Source organism: Marinobacter changyiensis (assembly GCF_009193265.1).
GTDB lineage: Bacteria > Pseudomonadota > Gammaproteobacteria > Pseudomonadales > Oleiphilaceae > Marinobacter > Marinobacter changyiensis.
This window is the reverse complement of sequence record NZ_VZZZ01000002.1, coordinates 604,476-620,738: the sequence shown is the minus strand read 5'-3', so window position 1 is coordinate 620,738 and position 16,263 is coordinate 604,476. Positions and strand designations below refer to the sequence as shown.

Here is a 16,263-nt window from a genome sequence, read left to right as displayed (position 1 = left end):
CCTGTTAGCCGTCTTCTGCCTGCTGATGCTGCAGGGTCACGTTACCCTGGCCCAGTCCGGCCCTGAATTTCCCGAGCTGACCGGTCGGGTGGTAGACCAGGCGAACATGCTGGATGCGGCCGCCGAGTCGCAACTGACCCAGATGCTTCAGGCCCACGAACAGGCAACCAGCGAGCAGGTGGTTGTGGTCACCCTTCCGGACCTGCAAGGCAATGCCATCGAGGATTTCGGCTATCAGCTGGGACGCCACTGGGGAATTGGTCAGGAAGGAGAGGACAACGGCGCGCTGCTGATTGTGGCGGAGAGCGAGCGCCAGGTGCGCATTGAAGTTGGCTACGGTCTTGAGGGCCGACTGACGGACGCGAACAGCGCCACCATCATCAATCAGATCATTACTCCGGCCTTCCGGCAGGGCGATTTCACCGGTGGCATCATGAATGGCACTGCCGCCATGGTTAAGGTGCTGGGAGGCGAGCCCCTTGCAGTGCCCGCCCAGCCCTCCCGGGACCAGGCCAGGGAAAAGCCCAGCCTCGGACTGGCCTCTCTGTTTTTCATCATCGTGATGGCAGTCATTTTCTTTGTCGGCGGCGGTAGAGGCCGAGGCGGTCGTGGCGGGGCAGCAGCCCTGTTGGGCGGCGCGCTACTGGGTGCCAGCATGGGCGGCCGTGGCGGCGGTGGTTTTGGTGGCGGTGGCTTCGGCGGCGGAGGCGGTGGCTTCGGCGGAGGCGGTGCTTCCGGCGGCTGGTAACCAGACCAACCCGCTAGCCCGGCCCTCGAGCAGAGCCAGATACAACCCGGCGCAGACAGACAAAGCGCAACAAGATAGATCGCCACAGAATAGAGAGAAGCGAACCCCATGACATTACTGAGTAAACCAGAACAGGATCAAGTCGCGGCTGCCATAAGCGCTGTCGAACGTGACACCGATGCGGAGCTGGTTACCGTCCTGACTTCACAGTCCGATAACTACACCTATATCCCGCTGCTTTGGGCGGGAATTCTCGCGCTGCTGTTACCGGGGATCCTGAACTATTTCTTTGGCTGGTTCGGTGCTGACTTGCTGATGCTGGTCCAGTGGGCCACCTTTGCGGTGCTTAGCCTGATATTCCGGTTACCAGCCATCAACACTCGGCTGATACCCCGGCAGGTACGTTATTGGCGCGCCTCCAACCTGGCGCGGCGCCAATTCCTCGAGCAGAACCTTCATCACACCGAAGGTGGCACGGGTATGCTGATCTTCGTGTCAGAAGCCGAGCGGTATGTGGAAATTCTGGTGGATCAGGGTATTTCCAGCCGTATTGATAACGCCACCTGGGAGAGCATCGTTACCGCATTCACCCAAAAGGTGAAACAGGGCGAGACGCTCCAGGGCTTCCTGAATTGCATTGAAGCCTGTGGCCAACACCTTAAAACCGCGGTGCCCGCCTCCCACGAGCGCAACGAACTGCCCAACCACCTGATTGTGCTGTCCTGAGCTGGCGGCAAACAATCATTCCCGGCTCCTTTCCCTCCAGTCCGCTTTTTTTCGCATCAGGGGGCAGCAAACGCTCGCCCCTTGATGCAGGAGTCCTGCCAGGGCATACTGTATATCCAAACAGTAATTTACTAACTACTATTCAGGAGTAGCTGCTGCATGGCGGTACAAACCTTGTATTACTCGGAAAAGGACGGGCTGGACGTGGCGCTGAAGAATCCGGATACCATGATTTTCTCAAGCAAAGCTGACGCGGATGCCAGGGACCGGATTCTTGAACTGTCGGAAGAGATCAGCGTTTTCCTGCAAGCCAAAGTTGCCAAAATTGATGAGGAAACTGCAGAGGCCTGCGCCATGGCGATCGCCGAACATGCCGAGCTGTTCAAAAAAGCCTTCAAGAAACCTTCCCTACTGAATACGCCAGAGGACCAAGCCTGAGCCCTCAGCTTATAAGCCATCAGGTTACAGTGTATTCACGCTGCCCCGGTGAGCAGGAAGTGATCGGTATGGTAGATTGGAGGCGTATAAACATTGAGAGACTCATATGACCACAATTACCAGAAAACAGGCCGAAGCAGAGTTAGAAGCTCGCTCCGGCGACATAGAAAAAGACGGCCTTGGGCGAGTGCTGTCGAAACAGCAGGCTATTGAGGACAAGGCAAACCGCAAAGGCCCGTTACGGCGTTTTGTCGGTGATATTCGCGTAATGTTTTCGATGCTCAGGGATTACTGGAAAGGCAATTACCGGGCGGTGCCCTGGAAAAGCATTGCCGCCATCGCCGGGGCCCTGCTCTATGTTCTGAACCCCATTGACCTGGTTCCGGACCTGATTATCGGCTTCGGCTTCCTGGATGATGCCGCCATTCTTGCGGCGTGTCTGTCCATTGTGGAATCCGATCTCTACGATTATGAAATCTGGAAAGCGCAGCAGGGCACTGAGGACACTGAGAGCGTGGATGCATGACAGCCAGTAACCCCAGACCGGAAGAGGTGTTGTCGGGGCTGATGAATGCCTGCAATCCGGCCACCTTGCTGGTTTGCGGTGACCGGGCCCGAATGCTCGGACAGAGCTGGCAGAAAGCCCACTCCGAAACAGTTCTGGTGGAACTGGATGCCGAAAATCCGAATGACGGGTTTCCGTTATCTCACTCCATCGACCTGGCGTTGATTACCGACTCACTCGAAAGTCTGCCCCAGGGCGAAGGATCCTTGTTGCTGGGCCAACTGAGGAACTTCGGCACCCACCAGATTGCAGTATTGGTGGCAGACCCGGAAAGCTGGCGATTCAGTGATTTCCTCGGCCTCGGTTTCAAGCGTCTCCAGCGCTTCGATGGCAACCAACCCCAAACCCTCTATGTCTATAACATCGCCAATTACAATCATAAGCGGGACTGGAACAACGCCCGTTACTGGGCCAATCCAGAAATGTGGGACAAGGCCCGTTGGTAATGGGTCAGACACCGGCCAATCACCAGATCGGGGCAAATGTTCGTGCAGGACTCCATAGTCGATGTTCGCGGGCTGTATAAAAGCTATCTCGATGGCACTGAACAGGTTCGCGTTCTCAGCGATCTGAGCTTCTCCATCGCCCACGGCCAGTCAATGGCGCTGATGGGCCCCTCCGGCAGTGGCAAAAGCACCCTGATCAATATTCTCAGCGGTATCGAGTCCGCAGATGACGGCGACATTCGCCTGTTTGGCGAATCTGCGGCAAAAAAAGATACCGACTGGTGGTCAGGCCTGCGCGGCACGCGGATCGCCACGGTGTTCCAGAACGACAACCTGATGCCCACCCTGTCCCTCGGCGACAACATCCGCTTACGCGCACAACTCGCAGGCAGGACAAAGGTCGCCGTTGAGCATTGGCTGACAACACTCGGCCTGGCAACGCTCGGGCATCGGTTTCCCGATCAGGTCTCCGGTGGTCAGCGACAACGAGCGGCTATGGCCATGGCCTTTGCAATGCTGCCGGGGCTGTTACTGGCAGACGAGCCCACCGCAAGCCTTGACGGGGCAACCGCCCGCCAGGTCGCCGATGCACTGTTCCACCATCAACACGAGACCGGTTGTCCGATGTTGCTGTCCACCCATGACCCCGCCCTCGCCGCTCGCTGCGACTTCACCCTGGTATTGAGCAGTCTGGGTGCCCAGTGAACCTGACCGGCGCGCTGCTAAGCCATTACCGACGCCATCCCTGGCAGCTGCTGGCTTTGCTGTTGATCCTGATCGTGGCAACGGCGCTCTGGAGCAGCGTCTGGCAACTGTCACAACAGGCCAGGAACAGCTTTACCAGCAACGAAGCGGCACTTGAAGAGCGCTTCACGGTGTTACGGACGGACGGCAACCCGGTTACCGTGACGGACTTTGCCACCCTACGTCGCCTCGGGTTTTGTATCAGCCCGCAATTAACGGTGGAACGCCCTGCGCCGGAGGGACGCATCATTGGTATTGACGCCCTGGCGCTCCGGTGTTTCGGCGACATTTCCCGGCAGGGCCCCTCTGGCCAATCCGGTGTTTTTGTCGATATCGGCGAAGCGGAAAAGCTGGCCGGGGATCAGTGGCCAACAAGGCTGACACTGTTCGCATCTCGAGCATACGCTGATTTGCCCCCTGCCTACCGCATTGCCAGCGTCTCCAGCGGAGTGGCTGCCGGCCAGCTAGCCGACAGTTTTCTGCTGAATCTCGATGCCCTCTGCGCGCTGGTGCTGTTGATTTCAGCCCTGCTGGTGCGCAGCGTCTTCCTGTTGGGCCTGGCGCAACGGGAACTCTCACTGGCGCTGTTACATCGCTTTGGAGTGACACCAGGGCGGTTGCAGTTTCATCTTGTTGTCGAGCTGGCGGTTCTGTCTGCAATTGGCGGAACCATAGGGCTGGTGCTCGGTCAGGTGCTTGCGAGCGGCTTTGGCCAGGGCTTTGACCAGGCACTTTCAGGACTATACGGCGTCCGACTTTATGCCCAGGAAACGTCCTGGCTGGCCTGGCTGGCGCCATTGCTGGTGTTGATACTGGTGATGATCTGGGCGGTGGCGGATCGCGTGCTGTTTTCCACCTTGAAAACCAATCATCGCCTGCTGGTGGCGGTGGCTTCCACGTTGTTGTTGATCGGTGTGGGTTCAATTCTGTGGTCGGAGTCACTGACTTTGCAGTTTCTCGCCATCGGGCTAACGTTGGCCGGCTTCGGATGGCTCACCGCATTGATGCTTCCAGAATTGCTCAACCAACTGGCGGATACCCGCGCCAAACCGTTAACCGGATGGTCCTGGCGCGAGCTGGCCGTGATGGTCCGGCAGCTTGCCTTGCCCCTGGTAGCATTGCAGTTTGCAGCAGCGACAGTCATTGCCATCCATGCTCTTGTCGCGACTTTTGAGAATACTTTCTATGACTGGCTCGATCAGCGCCTGCAGGGGGACGTATACCTGCAGGCTCCACCAAACCTTGACCGAGCCGCGGCTACAGCGGCGCTGGCCCGTCTCGATTCGGTCAGGGCGAGCCACGGTGTAATCAGGGGGGAGGCGCAAACGCCTTATGGGACAATGGAGCTTATGGCCGTTAACCCTGCGTCGTCTCTATTACAAGCCTGGACTTTTCTGGCCAGTAACACACAAGCGCCCGAGGAAGTGTGGCGCGCAGTGGAGGCGGGAGCGGTACTGGTCAATGAGCAACTGGCCCGGCGCGAGCAACTGACCGTTGGCGACCCGCTCACTTTCGCTTTCGACGGCAGTCCGCAGAGCCGAACCATTGCCGGTATCTACGCGGACTACGGCCGGCCAGCCGGCGAGATTCTGATCAGCCATCAACTCTGGCCGCCGGAAGCGAACTATTCTTCCCTCAGCTTTTCCGTCACCCTGGTCTCCGGCAGCCTCCAGACTTTCCGGCGTCAGATCGAACAAGCCTGGAACAGCCCCGGGCTGACCATCAGGGATAATGCGGAAATACGCGCTCTGGCGGTCGCGATCTTTGATCAGACCTTTGCCCTCACCCGGGCTCTCAGTGCGCTGACACTGGCGCTTGCAGGCTTCGCGCTGTTGCTGATGGCGCTCACCATGTTTGGCGCTCGCAAGCATTATTACCAGAAACTTCAGCTCTGGGGCATGCCAGAGCACCGGGTCAAACACTGGCTGATGCGGCACAGCACGCTGCTCACCGTCACCGTGGGTGCAACAGCCCTGCCCCTGGGCGTATTTCTGACCTGGGTACTGGTCGCCCGCATCAATCCACTGGCCTTCGGGTGGTCCCTGCCAATGGCGGTCTTCCCCATGTTCTGGCTCTTCATACTGGGGCTATGCCTTGCCATCGGCCTGCTATTGGCGCGACTGCTGGCACCACAAATTGCTCTGAGGGCCGGGAGGCACGAAGGATGAACCGTCAGGTTATCAAACCGACCTCAAGGGCCTGGTCGCTTATTCTGGCTGCCCTGCTTGCTCTGGCGGCAGCCTGCTCTGAGCCCCCCTCCACCCCCGAAGCCGGTTTTGCAGGCCTTGGCGAAGCTTCACCGGAGGACTTCCGCCAACCCACAGCCGGCGACACCATTACCTTGCCCCGGGATCTAGGCGTGCATCCTCAACATCGCATCGAATGGTGGTATCTGACCGCCAATCTGAAAACGGCGGATGGCAGCCCCCTGGGGGTGCAGTGGACGCAGTTCCGTCAGGGCTTCAAACCTGCCACTCGCAACGAGAAGACTCCAACAGACTGGGCCATGGACGCTGCCTGGATGAGCCACGCGGCCTTGTCCTTTAACGGCGAACACTATTTCAGTGAACGCCTGGCCCGAGGCGGGACAGGCCAGGCCGGCGCCACCGGGCAACCGTTCAACGTCTGGCTTGATGACTGGCAGCTCCGCCGGATCGACGGGCCCACCGAGCAGTGGCGACTGACGGTCACAGCCGACGACTGGAGCTATGATCTGCGGATTACTTCCCGCCGCGATATCGTGCGTCACGGCAATAAAGGCTTCAGCACCAAGTCTGACAACGGCCAGGGCTCGATGTATTTCAGCTTCGTTGATCTGGCGATTGAAGGCAACGTCACCATTGAGGACGAAACCCATACCGTTTCCGGCCTGGGCTGGTTTGACCGGGAGTGGAGCAGCCAGTTTCTCAGGGCCGATCAGGAAGGCTGGGACTGGCTGGCCCTTCACCTCGACAGTGGTGCCAAGGTGATGGCGTTCCGACTCCGGGAACGCGATGGTTTCTATCAATCCGGCACCTGGATCAGCCCGGAGGGTGAGGCCAGGTCGTTGGCACCCGATCAGCTGACACTTGAACCCGGCGCCCGGCGCCATACCTCCGCCGGGAGTGTGCCGGAGCAATGGCAGTTGAGGATTCCAGCAGAGGGGCTCGACATCACGATAAACGTGCCGGCGGGTGAATACTGGAACCATGGCCAGTTCCCCTACTGGGAAAGCCCGGTGTCCGCAGAAGGTAGCCACACCGGAGTCGGCTATCTGGAATTAACCGGATATCAGGAGTAATAATCAAACCCGTTGCCAACCCGGCGGTAATGGCACCAATCATGCTTACCCTTCTTCCAGGCGTTGAAAAAACGTCGGCGCCGGTGACAAACCGGGTCAATCGAGAAGGAGCATAGCGGTGTCATTACTTTCTTCATTAGCGCGTTTAGGTGCCGGTTTTCAACAAACGGCCGAGAGCAGCGGTGCAGCCCAGCCCGCACAGAAAGCAGCTCAGACCAAGACCCAGGCGAACGCCGGTGGCAAAAATGATGACAGCGTAACCCTGAACGGCGGCGAGCGGCCGAAAGCGTCGACCAGGCTTGCCATGAACAGCTACAAATCCGATGTGGGGCAGGATTCTGCCTTTGTCCGGGAAACCCTGCGGCACAAGCTTGCCGAGTACAGTCTAAATCCGGCCACCAGGCTGGCCGTGCAAAAATCCGAGGGTGGCAAACTGAGCCTGGAGGCCCGGATACCGGAAAATCTCCGCCAGCAAATCGAGCAGGACCTCAACAACAACCGGGGCTTCAAAGAGGCATTCGGGCGCCTGAGCGTCAATGAGCCAACGCTGGCGTTTGTCGACACCGCCTTGAAGCTCAACAAGGCATACGGCGTCAATAATTCGTTGCTCGACACCCTGGTCAGCGACAACCAGCAGTTCAACGGCCTCGGGGATCTGGTGCACCGCTACGACAGCCTTCGGCAAACCTTAAGCGCCGAACGCATCGAGGCGGCTGGTCAGCGGCGCACCTATGCGTTCAACCTTAATGTCCAGGCGTAACCAATCCCTTAGCCAAGCTGGAACGGTGTCGGATCACCTTTGCCTACCCGGGTAACCTCGGGCACCTCGCCGCACATGTTGACCACCGTAGTCGCCTCCATGCCGCAGAAGCCGCCATCGATGATCAGGTCCAGCTCGTGCTCCAGGATTTCCCGGATGTCATAGGGATCCGTCATCGGCTCGGTTTCATCCGGCAGTATCAAGGTACTGCTCATGATGGGTTCGCCCAGCTCGCCCAGAAGCGCCTGCACAATCGGGTTATCAGGCACCCGCAAACCGATAGACCGGCGCTTGGGATGCAGCAGCCGGCGCGGGACTTCACCGGTGGCATCCAGAATGAACGTGTAAGGCCCCGGAGTGAAGGTTTTCAAAAGGCGGTATTGGGTATTGTCTACTTTGGCGTAGATACCCACGTCTGAAAGGTCACGGCACACCAGGGTGAAGTTATGCTTGTCGTCCAGCCGCCGGATCCGCTTGATGCGATCAGCCGCTGCCTTGTCGCCAAGATGGCAGCCCAGGGCGTAGCCGGAATCGGTCGGATAGACGATCACGCCGCCCTGACGAAGAATCTGAACCGCCTGATGAATCAGACGCTTTTGGGGTGTTTCAGGATGAATCTGGAAAAACTGACTCATAGCGTCTCCTGGCTTGTTATTTCAGGCTTGTTTGGCCGGGTCGCTCTTCGAGCCACCCAGACATTGGGGTGAATCCGGAGCAGTGGCCTGTCTCGCCGCCCACTCATCGGGGGTATACAGGTGAAGTGCCAACGCGTGAACACCGCCGGCCATTTCAGCAGCGAGGGTTTTATAGATCGCCTGATGACGCTTGACCTTGCCCGTGCCTTCAAACTCGCCCGAAACCAGCGTCACCTTGAAGTGGGTTTCCGAGTTCGGCGGCACGCTGTGCATGTGGCTTTCGTTCTCCACTTGCAGATGCGTGACCGGAAAACTTTCCGTCAGTTTTTGCTCTATCGTTTGCTTGATCGACATAACCAAACATTACTCCCGTTACCCATAAGAAACTGATGCAAAAGCCAGCAAGCGGCACCGTGTCCGCGAACCTCTGGCGCACCAGCCATGCTGATCACAGTGTACACCACCACCGGGCTGGCTGCTTGACAGCGCAGTCCCGATTCGCCATCGTCCCTCACCCCGACCAATCTGTGATTTCCGAAACATGCGCCTCTATATAGCCGAAAAACCCAGCCTCGGGCGTGCTATCGCCGCCGCCCTGCCCGGCCCGATACAAAAAGGCCCTGGCTGGCTGCGTTGCGGCCCTGAAAACAGCGCCATCGTGGTGAGCTGGTGTATTGGTCACCTGCTGGAGCCGGCGGAACCGGCGGAGTACGACCCGCGCTGGAAAAGCTGGGCCCTGAGTGACCTGCCGGTGTTCCCCGACCACTGGAAGCTGATGCCCAGGGAGAGTGCCCGCAAACAACTGGATGTACTGGCATCGCTGATTCGCAAGGCCGAAGTGATCGTACACGCCGGGGACCCGGACCGCGAAGGGCAATTGCTGGTGGATGAGGTTATCCGCTATTTCGGCGCCCAATGCCCGGTCGAGCGAGTGCTGATCAATGACCTGACGCCCGAGGCCGTCACCCGCGCGGTAAAATCACCACGGGATAACCGTGAATTCCGGCGCCTGTCCCACTCGGCCCTGGCGCGACAGCGAGCCGACTGGCTATTCGGCATCAACCTGACCCGGTTATACACGCTCAACTACCGTCAGCAGGGCAAGCAAGGGGTCTATTCAGTTGGCCGGGTGCAAACACCTGTTCTGGGCCTGGTGGTCAGCCGTGACAACACCATCAGCAACTTCGAACCCAAACCCTTTTTCCGATTGACGGCCAGTTGTCGTGAGATGGAGTCGGAGACAGCCCCTGCTTTCAAGGCGCGCTGGCTACCCGATGAACAATTCCGCGAGCACCTCGACGAAGAGGACCGACTGCTTAGCCGGGAAACCGCCGAACAGATTGCCAGTGAGGTGAATGGGCGGCCCGGACGGATTACCGAGGCCCGGTTCCGCGACCGCAAAGAGCCGCCGCCGCTGCCCTTTTCGCTCTCGACACTGCAGATAGAAGCCGGACGCCTGTTCCAGATGGGCGCCAAGGACGTGCTTGATGTCGCCCAGAATCTGTATGAGCGGCATCAGCTGATCACCTACCCCAGATCAGACTGCCGCTATCTACCGGAAGGGCATTTTGACCAAAGTAAGGCGGTGACCCATGCCATCGGTCTCGTGGCACCTGAACTGGCCCCGCATATCGACTCGCTGGATCGCTCTCGTCGCTCCGCCGCCTGGAACGATAAAAAAGTGGATGCCCACCACGCCATTATTCCCACTGCACGCTCCCGCCCCTCCAGCGCACTCAGCCAGAAGGAAGCCCGGATTTATGAGCTGATCAGCCGCTACTATCTTATGCAATTCAGCGCCGAGGCCGTCCACCGGGAAGGCAAGCTGGCTCTGACTATCGGGCCTCATGGCTTTCGCGCTTCAGAAACCGCAGTGCTGGAGCCGGGCTGGAAAGCGCTGGAGCTGCGTCAACGGGAAAGCGGACGTGAGGCTGATAAAGTGCCACTACCGCGGCTGTCAAAAGGCGACCCGGTAGTTTGCGAAGCCACCGATATCCAGGAGCGAGTTACCAAGCCGCCAAGCCACTTTACTGACGCGACGCTGCTCTCCGCGATGACCAACATCGCCAGGTTTGTCACCGATGCGGCACTGCGGAAAACCCTGCGAGAAACCGACGGGCTCGGCACCGAAGCCACCCGCGCCAGCATTATCGAAATCCTGTTCAAGCGGGACTATCTGTATCGCGACAGCCGTTTTATCAAAGCCACCGACAAAGGCAAAGCGCTGATCGAGGCGTTGCCGGAGGCAATACACCAACCGGACATGACCGCCTTGTGGGAAGCCACGCTGGAAAGCATCCGCCAGGGTGAGGCTGACCCGCGACAGTTCATCGACAGCCTCAAAGACCAGATTTCCGGGTTTCTCAAAGAGTCCCGGGAACGCCCTCTCGCGCCCGCCCAAACCGATACCGGCATCCATTGCCCCAAGTGCAGGGCGCCGATGCGGCATCGGAGCGGCAAATTTGGCGAATTCCTCGCCTGCATGCGGTTCCCGGATTGCAAGGGCACCCGCCCCATCGAAGATGGCCCGCCAACCGATGGCACCAACCAGAAGCCCGTGCCCTGCCCGCACTGCTATTCCCCCCTGGTGCGGAGAAAGAGTAAAAAGGGCTGGTTCTGGGGCTGCAGTAATTACCCGGGCTGCCGACAAACAGTCGATGACAAGGACGGCCAACCGGTTCTGTAGCTTGCAGACAAAACAACCCTGTAAGCGACTGAAAGCCATGGACTCCGGAACATGGTTGGTTACGGAAATCTACATAACAACACTGAACAAAGCTTGCCGATTTGTCACAATGCGCAACGGGTCAGAAAAGCCAAATTGCTCTGTGGTTAACACTGCCGGGGTCCAGTCAAGGTTGCAGGAGAAATGAGATGCGTATCGCATTGCTGGAAGATGAGCTTGAACAGGCCCGGCATATTCAAATGATACTGGCAGAACCCGGAAATCAGGTTGACAGCTTCCAGACTGGCCAGTCGTTCATGAGTGCTGTGCAGCATCGCAGCTACGACCTGCTGATCCTGGACTGGCAGATACCCGATATGACAGGCATTGACGTGCTCCGTTCGGTACGCGCTCAACTTCACTGGCCGATTCCCGTCGTATTCCTGACCCAGCGGGACAGTGAGCAGGATATCGTGCAGGCGCTCGATGCTGGCGCCGATGACTATCTTTCAAAGCCCGCCCGGCCCGCGGAATTGCTGGCACGGATCAAGGCTCTGGCTCGCCGCATCCACCCTGAGAATGACAAAGAATTGCTGAATTTCGGGCCGTTCCGGATTGATACTCAAGAGCGAACCATCAGTCTGAATGGTGAGGTACTGACGCTTACCGACAAAGATTTCGACCTGTCACTTTTCCTGTTCCAGAACCAGGGCCGATTGCTGACCCGTGAAATGTTGCTCGAGCGCGTTTGGGGGGTGACTCGCGATATCAATACCCGCACCGTGGATACCCATATGAGCCGTCTCCGGAGACGGCTTGGCCTGAACCCGGAAAACGGTTTCCGTATCAAAACCATATATCAGCGAGGTTACCGGCTCGAAGCCATGCTGGTCAGTACACCAGCAGACCCGGACCGAGTCGAAGCCCATTAATCCAATGATTCAGTTTGCCGCCAGCTTTCCCAAATGTGCCCGCCATGGCCGGGCCTTTATCCATGCCTGCCTGTTCAGTTGGGCTTGCCTGGCCGCAAACACCGTTTCGGCGGAGCTCCCCGTTGCGCTTGGCTCACAAGGAGCTTTGGTTCAGACGAACTCTTCGTCAGCACCAGACTGGCACTACAGTCTGCGACCGGATGAAGGTTTTGAACAGGTCGCCGAAGAGCTTCTGGAAAACGGAAAAAATGCCCTGCAACTGGCGACCTACAACAACATCGCCGATATCCGTACCGTCAGAGCTGGCGATTCGATTCGTATCCCCCTGCACTGGCTGAAACGTCAGCCCGAGCCCGCCACGGTGATGGCTGTCACCGGCCAGGGGCAAGTGCGAGTAATGAGCTCTGGTTATCGTGTGCCACTGCAGGCCCAGATGCTGTTACGGGCCGGTGACGAAATCACCACCCAGAGCGGCTCAGCCACCATCCGCCTGGCTGACGGTTCGCTATTGCGGATTGAAGAGAACTCCCAACTGGTATTTAACCGGCTAACCCAGTTTGGACGCACTGGCATGGTGGATACGCGCCTTCGTCTGGAGCGCGGGGAAGTCAGTATCGAAGTAAAACCCCTGGTTGAAGGTGGCTCGCGCTTTGAGATTGAAACCCCCTCTGCGGTTGCGGCCGTTCGGGGCACAGCGTTTGCGCTTCAGAGTGCCCCCGGCATTACCCGCCTGCAAGTGACCGAGGGCATTGTCGCGTTTGGCCCGCGAGGCAAGACACGAAGTATTCCGGCAGGCTATAGCGCAACCGTCGACACCATGACCCGCAGCACGGTTGATCTCCGCCGACTGCCCCCGGTGCCGGAAACCACGCGGTTGCCTGACAGCATTCAACGCCTCCCCATCCAGCTCGGCTGGACGCCTAACGGAGCACCCCGACACCGGCTCGACATTTTTGATGTGGATACCGGCCACCGGGTGGCTCGATCACAAACGTCCGCACCGGATTTTGCGCTGGACTACCTGGACAATGGCCGTTATGAAATACAGGTATCCGCGGTGACCGCTCGCGGTGTGGCTGGCATACCCAGTTCTCAGACAGTCGACATAGAGTTACAGGCAGTCGCCGCCACCAATCTCACGCCGACGTCCGGCGCCAGGGTGGATGAGGATATGCCCGTGTTTTCCTGGAACTATCGTGGCGACAATGAAGTTGGGCGTATAGAGATCGCTGAAACCGATGACTTCGCCGAGCTGATAGCCACCAGCGAATGGGCTCCCGATGAAAGCGCGCTGCCCTCCCGGCCACTGGAGCCCGGACAGTATTACTGGCGAGTTGTCACCGAAGCGGGCGGCAATTCCGTAGCCACCAGTGAGCCCCGGACCCTCATTGTCAACGGCACCCTGCCACCGGTGAACATTATCAATATCAACTATATCGATAATCAGGTGCGAATCTTCTGGCAACAGGTGAATACCGCCAACGACTATTTGCTGCAACTGTCCGAAGACCCGAGTTTCGAGAGAATCGTTAAAGAGGCCAATATTGACGATACCACCGCAGCTTTGCGTCTGATTCCCGGTAGGCGTTACTTTGTGCGGCTCAGAGCTCTGTCTGACGGGCCCCTCGCCTCCCGCTGGGGACCAGGCAGAGAGTTGTTTATCGAATAATGCAGCCACCAACAATAATAAAGCAAAGCTCATGACGCGGGATTGGCTATCGTTTAAACACACAGCCTGGACTCTTGCCCTGCCGCTGGCCGGAGCGCTTCTGCTCCTGCAGGCCACCGCTCTCCCCCAGCGTCTGGACTTCTGGTTTTACGATAGCGCGATCAACGCTTACCCGGTCACCCTCGCGGACGATGTCGTACTCGTGGCCATTGACGAACGGAGCCTGGAGCACCTGGGGCGCTGGCCCTGGTCGCGCACCACCCATGGGGATCTGATCCGGAAACTCGATCAGGCTGGCGCCCGCACTATCGTTTACGATGTGCTTTTCCCCGAACCCTCCGTTGATGATGCAGAACTTGCATCCGCCCTGACCGCTCACGGCAATGTCGTATTGCCCATGCATCTTTATTCTTCCGCTGATGGCGGTCTGATGGTCGAACAACTGCCCGCGCCACCGCTCCTTGAAGCCGTAGCCGCCATCGGCCACGCTCACGTCGAACTGGATGCTGACGGCCTGGCCCGTGGTCTTTACCTGCTCAATGGTCCGGGACAAAAGCCCTGGCCCAGCCTTGCCGCGGCGGCGGCTGCAGCATCGGGATCCGGTTCGCGCCTCCGGCAGTTGCCTGCTGCGGTGACAGCGGCTCCCTACATCAATGTTCGTCAGGACTATGTGGTGGTGCCACCACCAGCCAGCGCACCCGCAATGCCCGCCTACTCTTTTGTTGACGTTTTAACAGCCTTTGCAAGCCCTGGCATATTTCAGGGCAAGACGGTCTTCGTCGGAGCTACCGCTACGGGATTAAGCGACGCACTGCCGACGCCGTATTCAGGCCTCACAGATCCGATGTCGGGCGTAGAATTTCATGCCAACGTTTACTCGGCATTGGTTGAAAGCTCACTGATACGGCCCCTGAAGGGCTTTATCACCTGGCTGTTACCCTTAACAGTCATCCTGTTTTTAACCTATCTGATGCCTCGTCTGCGGCCCGCCAGAACCTTGATGCTATGCGGCGGAACGCTGGTTGCGATAGCCCTCGTTTTTGGAATACTGCTGATCGGGATGCAGCTCTGGTTGCCAGTTGCGAACGCCTTGCTGGTTCCCCTGACTGCGTTCCCGCTCTGGAGCGCCCGGCGGCTTGCGATGACCAATCGTTTTCTCAATCGCCAGCTGGATGAACTTGGCCGAGGTCATCAGTTACATCTGCCCGAGCCCTCTCAAGTCAACCCGATGCAATTACTGGAGCACTTGAGCATGCTGCTTGAAGCCGAAGGTTGTTGGCTGTCCGTTGACGACGAGGTGCTGGTTGCGCGACAACTGACTAGGGCCGATCAACCGGCAGCGATGGTGGCAGGACATTGGACACACGTTGATAGTCAAAGCTGGCTGAAATTTTCTCGTGGCCAACGCATTTACCACCTGGGGCTGATGCTACCAGCCAGTCTCACAAGAGAGGCTAACCGGCGCTATCTGCAACGGCTCTCGTTGGACGTTGCTCCCGACAAAACCAATGCTCATAAAAGCCGGGAAAACATTTCAGTCCGTATTGAACGCGTCAGGCTCGCAACGGAGCACCTGCACAGCATGCAGGCCTTTATCGGGCGCAGTTTCGAGAAAATGCCGGATGGCATTGTGGTAACCGACTCGCTGGGCATCATACAGTTCGTCAATGGTCACATCGAGGAATGGTTTGGCGAACCAAGGCCCAGCCTGATCGGCATGTCTCTGGTTCGGCTGCTTCAGGGCCACGATCCCCGCGAATCCCCGGCCTGGCCTGAGACAGTGGCCGACACCCTGACACTGTCCCAAAGCCAGACCGTCGACCTGCGAGTGAGAGGCATGGACTTTCTGATCCATCTGGCGCCCTTTGCAATGCCAGAGAGCAATCAGAGCGGCATCATTGCAAACATATCGAACATATCGGAGCTGCGGGAACAACAACGTCAACACCGCGAAGCCATCGACTTCATCTCTCATGACGTGCGCTCGCCGCTGGTGTCGCAACTCGCTCTGATTGAGCAGCTAAAAAGAAGGCCCGGAGAGATACAACCGGAACAACTCGATCAGTTGGGCCGCCTGGCTCGCCGAAGCTACCAGCTTGCGGAAGAGTTTGTTCAGCTGGCCCGGGCTGAACAGCTTACAGAAACACGGTTCTACGAATGCGAGTTCCTGGCTATCGTTGAAAACGCCCGCGACAGCGTCAGTGAGCAGGCTGCCGAGAAGGGCATCCGCCTGCAACTGCTCGGCAATGAAGACCTTTGGCTCAATGGCAACGCCGAGTTGCTGGAGCGTGCCGTGATCAACCTGCTGACCAATGCAGTTCAGTACAGCCCTGGCGGCTCACTCATCATCATTCAGGCATTCCAGGCCGGCCACCAGGCCTGCCTGACCATCAGCGACGAAGGCAACGGTATCGCCCAGAGCGAAATCCCTCACCTGTTTGATCGCTTCCGGCGCCAGAAAAGCAGCGAGGTTTCACGAAACTACGGCGCCGGACTGGGCCTGTCGTTTGTCAGTGTCGTCGTGGAGAAGCACCGGGGGGAAATCAACGTCGTCTCGGAGGAAGGCGTAGGGTCAGAATTTACGATCAAACTGCCTACCATAAACCCGGTCTGAGGTGCCCTCTCCCCTGGCTCCTGGAGTAGAGCTCGCTAAGA

15 protein-coding genes are annotated in these 16,263 nt (G+C 58.5%); 13 read left to right on the top strand and 2 right to left on the bottom strand.

The genetic code is table 11. The features are described 5' to 3' along the window. Positions 1–25: 25 nt before the first annotated feature. The 9 genes from F6Y09_RS08535 to F6Y09_RS08495 all read left to right on the top strand — a co-directional run bounded on the left by F6Y09_RS08535 (position 26) and on the right by F6Y09_RS08495 (position 7,707). A complete protein-coding gene (locus F6Y09_RS08535; RefSeq protein ID WP_246180434.1) occupies positions 26–748 on the top strand; it encodes a TPM domain-containing protein in 723 nt (240 codons plus the stop codon). Positions 749–856: 108 nt separating this feature from the next. Further along, on the top strand, positions 857–1,474 hold the full coding sequence (locus F6Y09_RS08530) for a TPM domain-containing protein (protein ID WP_152206472.1): 618 nt from the start codon (positions 857–859) through the stop codon (positions 1,472–1,474). 159 nt (positions 1,475–1,633) lie between these two features. Beyond that, positions 1,634–1,912 carry a YebG family protein gene (locus tag F6Y09_RS08525; RefSeq protein WP_152206471.1) on the top strand — a complete coding sequence of 93 codons (279 nt, stop codon included), beginning with the start codon at positions 1,634–1,636 and terminating at the stop codon, positions 1,910–1,912. 106 nt (positions 1,913–2,018) lie between these two features. Next, positions 2,019–2,438, top strand: a complete 420-nt coding sequence (locus tag F6Y09_RS08520; RefSeq protein ID WP_152206470.1) for a YkvA family protein — start codon at positions 2,019–2,021, stop codon at positions 2,436–2,438. After that, positions 2,435–2,923, top strand: coding sequence for a DUF6231 family protein (locus tag F6Y09_RS08515; RefSeq protein ID WP_152206469.1), 489 nt, complete (start codon positions 2,435–2,437; stop codon positions 2,921–2,923). Before F6Y09_RS08520 ends, F6Y09_RS08515 begins: the two co-directional genes overlap by 4 nt. 42 nt (positions 2,924–2,965) lie before the next feature. Next, positions 2,966–3,628 (top strand): ABC transporter ATP-binding protein, encoded by a 663-nt coding sequence (locus F6Y09_RS08510; protein ID WP_152206468.1) that lies wholly within the window; start codon positions 2,966–2,968, stop codon positions 3,626–3,628. Continuing rightward, positions 3,625–5,835 carry an ABC transporter permease gene (locus F6Y09_RS08505; RefSeq protein ID WP_152206467.1) on the top strand — a complete coding sequence of 737 codons (2,211 nt, stop codon included), beginning with the start codon at positions 3,625–3,627 and terminating at the stop codon, positions 5,833–5,835. Before F6Y09_RS08510 ends, F6Y09_RS08505 begins: the two co-directional genes overlap by 4 nt. Next, positions 5,832–6,947: a lipocalin-like domain-containing protein gene (locus F6Y09_RS08500; RefSeq protein WP_152206466.1), complete on the top strand. Its 1,116-nt coding sequence runs from the start codon at positions 5,832–5,834 to the stop codon at positions 6,945–6,947. Before F6Y09_RS08505 ends, F6Y09_RS08500 begins: the two co-directional genes overlap by 4 nt. Positions 6,948–7,065: 118 nt before the next feature. Further along, positions 7,066–7,707, top strand: coding sequence for a hypothetical protein (locus F6Y09_RS08495; protein ID WP_152206465.1), 642 nt, complete (start codon positions 7,066–7,068; stop codon positions 7,705–7,707). A gap of 8 nt (positions 7,708–7,715) precedes the next feature. Here F6Y09_RS08495 and F6Y09_RS08490 read toward each other — a convergent pair whose 3' ends face one another. Beyond that, positions 7,716–8,342, bottom strand: coding sequence for an L-threonylcarbamoyladenylate synthase (locus tag F6Y09_RS08490; protein ID WP_152206464.1), 627 nt, complete (start codon positions 8,340–8,342; stop codon positions 7,716–7,718). 21 nt (positions 8,343–8,363) lie between these two features. Next, on the bottom strand, positions 8,364–8,696 hold the full coding sequence (locus F6Y09_RS08485) for a BolA family protein (RefSeq protein ID WP_152206463.1): 333 nt from the start codon (positions 8,694–8,696) through the stop codon (positions 8,364–8,366). A 187-nt stretch (positions 8,697–8,883) separates the two neighbouring features. On the opposite strand from F6Y09_RS08485, the gene F6Y09_RS08480 reads away from it, so the two are divergent. From F6Y09_RS08480 to F6Y09_RS08465, 4 genes are all read left to right on the top strand, one after another. Continuing rightward, the gene (locus F6Y09_RS08480; RefSeq protein ID WP_152206462.1) at positions 8,884–11,028 is read left to right on the top strand and encodes a DNA topoisomerase III; all 2,145 of its coding nucleotides are present in this window, start codon (positions 8,884–8,886) and stop codon (positions 11,026–11,028) included. A gap of 188 nt (positions 11,029–11,216) precedes the next feature. Continuing rightward, positions 11,217–11,939 carry a response regulator transcription factor gene (locus tag F6Y09_RS08475; protein ID WP_152206461.1) on the top strand — a complete coding sequence of 241 codons (723 nt, stop codon included), beginning with the start codon at positions 11,217–11,219 and terminating at the stop codon, positions 11,937–11,939. A 4-nt stretch (positions 11,940–11,943) separates the two neighbouring features. Then, positions 11,944–13,608, top strand: coding sequence for a FecR family protein (locus F6Y09_RS08470; protein ID WP_152206460.1), 1,665 nt, complete (start codon positions 11,944–11,946; stop codon positions 13,606–13,608). Positions 13,609–13,639: 31 nt separating this feature from the next. Then, the gene (locus F6Y09_RS08465) at positions 13,640–16,222 is read left to right on the top strand and encodes a CHASE2 domain-containing protein (RefSeq protein WP_152206459.1); all 2,583 of its coding nucleotides are present in this window, start codon (positions 13,640–13,642) and stop codon (positions 16,220–16,222) included. Positions 16,223–16,263 lie beyond the last annotated feature (41 nt).

Excerpts from the sequence above, each read along its gene's own strand:
- F6Y09_RS08535 (WP_246180434.1), top strand. The coding sequence starts at position 26 with ATGCTGCAGGGTCACGTTACCCTGGCCCAGTCCGGCCCTGAATTTCCC.
- F6Y09_RS08530 (WP_152206472.1), top strand. The coding sequence starts at position 857 with ATGACATTACTGAGTAAACCAGAACAGGATCAAGTCGCGGCTGCCATA.
- F6Y09_RS08525 (WP_152206471.1), top strand. The coding sequence starts at position 1,634 with ATGGCGGTACAAACCTTGTATTACTCGGAAAAGGACGGGCTGGACGTG.
- F6Y09_RS08520 (WP_152206470.1), top strand. The coding sequence starts at position 2,019 with ATGACCACAATTACCAGAAAACAGGCCGAAGCAGAGTTAGAAGCTCGC.
- F6Y09_RS08515 (WP_152206469.1), top strand. The coding sequence starts at position 2,435 with ATGACAGCCAGTAACCCCAGACCGGAAGAGGTGTTGTCGGGGCTGATG.
- F6Y09_RS08500 (WP_152206466.1), top strand. The coding sequence starts at position 5,832 with ATGAACCGTCAGGTTATCAAACCGACCTCAAGGGCCTGGTCGCTTATT.
- F6Y09_RS08490 (WP_152206464.1), bottom strand. The coding sequence starts at position 8,342 with ATGAGTCAGTTTTTCCAGATTCATCCTGAAACACCCCAAAAGCGTCTG.
- F6Y09_RS08485 (WP_152206463.1), bottom strand. The coding sequence starts at position 8,696 with ATGTCGATCAAGCAAACGATAGAGCAAAAACTGACGGAAAGTTTTCCG.
- F6Y09_RS08480 (WP_152206462.1), top strand. The coding sequence starts at position 8,884 with ATGCGCCTCTATATAGCCGAAAAACCCAGCCTCGGGCGTGCTATCGCC.
- F6Y09_RS08475 (WP_152206461.1), top strand. The coding sequence starts at position 11,217 with ATGCGTATCGCATTGCTGGAAGATGAGCTTGAACAGGCCCGGCATATT.
- F6Y09_RS08470 (WP_152206460.1), top strand. The coding sequence starts at position 11,944 with ATGATTCAGTTTGCCGCCAGCTTTCCCAAATGTGCCCGCCATGGCCGG.
- F6Y09_RS08465 (WP_152206459.1), top strand. The coding sequence starts at position 13,640 with ATGACGCGGGATTGGCTATCGTTTAAACACACAGCCTGGACTCTTGCC.